The organism is Actinomycetospora sp., from assembly GCF_055612215.1.
Window position 1 is genome coordinate 1 of record NZ_JBVPVA010001070.1, and the last position, 2,998, is coordinate 2,998.

3 protein-coding genes are annotated in these 2,998 nt (G+C 74.3%); 2 read left to right on the forward strand and 1 reads right to left on the reverse strand.

Annotated features, from left to right (window positions below):
- Together AC0CYZ_RS28935 and AC0CYZ_RS28940 are read left to right on the forward strand one after the other, a co-directional pair.
- On the forward strand, nucleotides 1-1,588 hold a 1,588-nt coding region (locus AC0CYZ_RS28935), incomplete at its 5' end, for an LCP family protein (protein ID WP_472221565.1).
- Between the two features lie 39 nt (nucleotides 1,589-1,627).
- Complete coding sequence (locus tag AC0CYZ_RS28940; protein ID WP_472221566.1) at nucleotides 1,628-2,344, forward strand: TIGR03089 family protein; 717 nt, start codon at nucleotides 1,628-1,630, stop codon at nucleotides 2,342-2,344.
- 18 nt (nucleotides 2,345-2,362) lie between these two features.
- On the opposite strand, the gene AC0CYZ_RS28945 is transcribed toward AC0CYZ_RS28940, so the two are convergent.
- Nucleotides 2,363-2,998 (reverse strand): acyl-CoA dehydrogenase family protein (locus AC0CYZ_RS28945; RefSeq protein ID WP_472221567.1); only part of this gene is annotated, 636 nt, incomplete at its 5' end.

Below are 2,998 nucleotides of genomic sequence, written 5' to 3' on the forward strand. Positions count from 1 at the left end.
GACGGCGCTCGACGAGGCGCGGAGCCCGTCGGGGAAGAGTCCCCGGCGCCCTGACGGCCCTCCCTCGCCGCCGCCCCCGCGGCGCACCGCGCCCGTGAACCCGGCGCCGCCGCCGAAGCGCCCGGCCGCGCCGCCGCCCGCGCCCCCGGGCCGGCCCCCGTCCCGCGGGGCGGTGCGCCTGCTGCGCGTCCTCGCCGTCGCCGCCTCGGTGCTGGTCTTCGCGCTGAGCGGCACCGCGTGGGCCGCCCTGTCGGGCAGCTTCTCCACCTCGGGTGCGCTCGCGAAGAAGGGGACCGCCGCCGACGGCGCCACCGACATCCTGCTCGTCGGCACCGACAGCCGGAACGACGCACAGGGCAACCCGCTGCCCCGCGACGTCCTCGCCCAGCTCGACGCCGGGTCGGCGGACGGCGAGCTGAACACCGACTCGATGATGCTGGTGCGGGTGCCCAACGACGGCAGCCGCGCGGTCGCCTTCTCGCTGCCCCGCGACAGCTACGTGAAGCTGCCCGGCCAGTTCGGCAAGGGCAAGCTCAACTCGGTCTACCCGGGCGCGAAGGCCGCCGAGGCCCAGCAGCTCGTGGCGGAGGGCGACAACTCCCCCGCCGACGTCGACGTCAAGTCCTCCGAGGCCGGGCGCCAGGCGCTCATCTCGGCCGTCCAGGACCTCACCGGCATCGGCGTCGACCACTACGCCGAGGTCAACCTGCTCGGCTTCTACAACCTGACCAACGCGATCGGCGGCGTCGACGTCTGCCTGAAGAACCCGGTCGACGACGACTTCTCCGGGGCGCACTTCGCCGCGGGACCCCGGTCGGTGCAGGGCCACGACGCGCTCGCCTTCGTCCGCCAGCGCCACGGCCTCCCGCTCGGCGACCTCGACCGGGTCCGCCGCCAGCAGGCCTTCCTCGCCGGCCTGTCGCACAAGGTCCTCTCCGCCGGCACCCTCGCCGACCCGGTGACGCTGACCCGCCTCCTCGACGCGGTGAAGCAGTCGGTGATCCTCGACAACGGCTGGGACCTCCTCGGCCTGGCCCAGCAGATGCAGGGCGTGTCCGGCGGCGCGGTCACGTTCATGACGATCCCGACCCTGGGCGGCGAGAACACCGCGGCCGGCGACGCCCTCAAGGTCGACCCCGTCGAGGTCCAGCAGTTCGTCGCGGACGCGATCGGCCCGAAGCAGGCCCCGGCGGTGGTGCCGGTCGGTCCCGCGCCGGCCACCATCCCCGTCGACGTCCGCAACGCCTCGGGCACCGAGGGCGCCGCGGCCCGCGTCGTGCAGATCCTCGGGGCGCAGGGCTACACCCACGTGGTCTCCGGGAACGCCGACCAGCGCACCGGCACGTCGTCCATCGTGTTCGGGCCGGGCGGCGACGCGGGAGCGGCGGTCGTCGCGAAGACCCTCGGAAGCCTCCCGACGCGGCCCGACGCGAGCGTGCCGCCGAACACCGTGCGCGTGGTCCTCGCCCAGGACTACCGCGGGCCGGGCGCGGTGATCACCCAGCCGAACGGCGACTCCGCCGACGCCGCGCCGCCGCCGCCCGCCCAGCCGCCGATCACGGCAGACGGCATTCCCTGCGTCAACTGAGCCCTGCGTCAACTGAGCCGGCCGTATCCTCGGCAGCCGATGACCGTCACCGACACGCTCCTCGCGCCCGTCCTCGCCGCCGACGCGCGCCGCCCGCTGATCACGTTCTACGACGACGCGAGCGGTGAGCGGCTCGAGTTCTCCGGGGAGACCTTGGCGAACTGGATCGCCAAGACCGCGAACTTCCTGCGCGACGAGTGCGACGTCGAGCCGGGCACGCGGGTGGCGGTGCTGCTCCCCGCGCACTGGCAGACCGCGGTCGCCCTGCTGGGCGCGTGGTGGAACGGCGCCGTGGTCGTCGACAACCCGGCCGGGGCTGACGTCGCGCTCGCCGACGCCGAGCACCTCGAGGCGGCGGCCGCGGCCGGGCTCGTCGTCGGGTTCTCCCTGGACGCGTTCGGGCGGCCGCTGGCGGGCCTGCCCGGCGACGCCGTCGACTACGCGAGCGAGGTCCGCCTGCACGGCGACGCGTTCGCGCCGTCCTCGGCCGTGCCCGGGGACGCGCCGGCGCTCGCGGCGGCGAGCGTCGACGACGTCGTCGGGACGGCCCGGCGCCGGGCGGCGGAGCTCGGGTACGACGCCGGGACCCGCGTGCTGTCGACGGCGGACTGGCCGCTGGACCTGTCCGGCGGGCTGGTCGACGGGCTGCTGGCGGTGCTCGCCGCCGGGGGTTCCCTGGTCCAGGTCCGCCACCCCGACCCCGCGGCACTGGACCGCAAGGCCGAGGTGGAGCGGGCCACGCTCGTCAGCGGGTGAGGCGTCGGCGGGTGAGGATCAGCCCCGCAGCACCGAGCGGGCCATCACCATGCGCTGGATCTGGTTCGTGCCCTCGTAGATCTGGGTGATCTTGGCGTCGCGCATCATCCGCTCGACCGGGAAGTCGGTGGTGTATCCGGCGCCGCCGAAGAGCTGCACGGCGTCGGTCGTCACCTCCATCGCGGTGTCCGAGGCGAAGCACTTCGACGCCGAGGCGATCAGGCCGAGGTTCTTCTCGCCCCGCTCGGCCTTGGCCGCGGCGACGTAGACGAGGTGGCGGGCCGCCTCGATCTTCATCGCCATGTCGGCGAGCATGAACTGGACGCCCTGGAAGTCCGAGACGGACTTGCCGAACTGCTTGCGGTCGCGCACGTACTCCACCGCGGCGTCGAGCGCGCCCTGCGCGATGCCGACGGCCTGGGCGCCGATCGCGAGGCGGGTGTGGTCGAGCGTCTTCAGCGCCGTCTTGAAGCCGGTCCCCGGCTCACCGATCAGCCGGTCGGCCGGGATCGTGCAGTCGTCGAAGTAGACCTCCCGGGTCGGGGAGCCCTTGATGCCGAGCTTGCGCTCTTTCTCGCCCCAGCTGAAGCCGGGGTCGTCGGCGTGCACGACGAACGCGCTGATCCCACGGGGACCGGCGCTGGGGTCGGTCAC